This window comes from Mesorhizobium sp. M7A.F.Ca.CA.004.12.1.1, assembly GCF_003997835.1.
Classification (GTDB): domain Bacteria; phylum Pseudomonadota; class Alphaproteobacteria; order Rhizobiales; family Rhizobiaceae; genus Mesorhizobium.
In genome coordinates this window covers 1-1,475 of record NZ_RZRK01001125.1, presented here as the reverse complement: position 1 = coordinate 1,475, position 1,475 = coordinate 1, and the positions used below count along the sequence as shown (strand labels likewise).

The window sequence follows — 1,475 nt, the reverse complement described above, 5'->3', positions numbered from 1 at the left end:
CCCCTGTTCCACCCCCGACCCCGGTCGCCGAACATCACATAACCAGCATCCGTCACCGCCAGCGTGTCCTCCAGCTTGATGAAGCCGCGCGTCGGGTGGAGCATGGTCGTCTCCACCGATAGCACCATGTTCTTCTCCAGCGGCTTTGCCGCATAGGTGCCTTCATAGGTCACCGGGTGGTTGGTCATCAGGAACGGCGCCTCGTGCGTGATCAGGCCCATGCCATGGGCGAAGAAATCCGTGTAGGCCGCGACCTTCGAAGCCTTCAGCACGCCCTCGGCATGGGAAATCATGTCGCCGCCCAGCGTGCCCGCTTTGACTTTTGAGAAGGCCGCCTGCTGCACCGTCTCGACCTCGGCCAGCAGATCTTCCAGTTCGGCATCCGGTTCCCCGAGAATGCCCATCCGGCAGAGGTCGCCGATATAGCCGTGAAAGTTGCCGCCGGAATCGATTGACAGCACCTCGCCTTTTTTCCACGCCTGCGGCGAGGCGGCGCGGTTGTGGCTGGAGCCCAGCGTCAGCAGGCAATATTCGAAATGGATGCCGCGATTGGTTTCCTCGCGCCGCAGCTGTTCGATGATCTCGCCCTTGGTCGTGCCTTCGCGCGCCCAGGCTATGGTCGCCAGCATGGAATCGGTGATCAGTTCAGAGGCCGTGCGCAGCTTCTCCAGTTCGGCATCGGTCTTGATGGCGCGCATGCGCTCCAGCATGTCGGTCGCATCGATCAGCCTGGCGTCCGGCAACGCCTTGCGGATCAGCGTATAGGCGTCCGACGGCAGGAAGCCGGGCTCGATGCCGATGCGCGCGCCCGCCTTGCCGATCTTCTGCAGATGCTCGACCGCAAGGTTGGCGGCGTCGAGCGTGCCCCAGCAGGCGGCGTGCAGCGTCGGCGTCCAGAACGGGTTGTTCTGATGCTCGCCGCCCTCCATGCGGTTGCCGATATAGGCGGCATGGTCCGGCCCGCCTTTCTCGTACACGACAATCGGCAGGTAACGGCTGTGGCCGATCGCATCCATGGCGGCGAAGAAGATGAACTTGTAGCCGCCCAGCAGATATTGCGTGTTGTGCTTGGAGGTGGCGAGCAGCACATCGATGCCGGCCTCCTCCATCAGCCGGTCGACCCTTGCCTGGTCGAACGGGATATTGCCGACCGCATTCTTGCCCGGAGCAATGTTCATCTCTCTCTCCCTGAATAGCCGGATCGCCGCTGTTCCGCTCCCGATCCCTTGGCAGCGGTCAAATCTGCACCACTTTGCCCGTTCTGGTCCAGCCAGAAACAGATGAAATGTCGCCTCTCTATGACTCCGCGCTGTCATTCGTCGCATATTCAACCAATCTGGTCCTACCAGAATGATCAAATTGAGCCACGCCCTCCAAACTGGTCCAGCGGACGAAAATTTCAAAGCCAAGCGAGGATGCGCCAATTCCGTCTCTGGCGAAACCCTCGGCAAGGCTCATAATCGCCGCCGCAAGGA

The 1,475-nt window shown here is 61.4% G+C and carries 1 protein-coding gene; it reads right to left on the bottom strand.

The features are described from left to right. Positions 1-1,178 (bottom strand): Xaa-Pro peptidase family protein (locus tag EN984_RS34330; protein ID WP_164764491.1); only part of this gene is annotated, 1,178 nt, incomplete at its 3' end. Positions 1,179-1,475 lie beyond the last annotated feature (297 nt).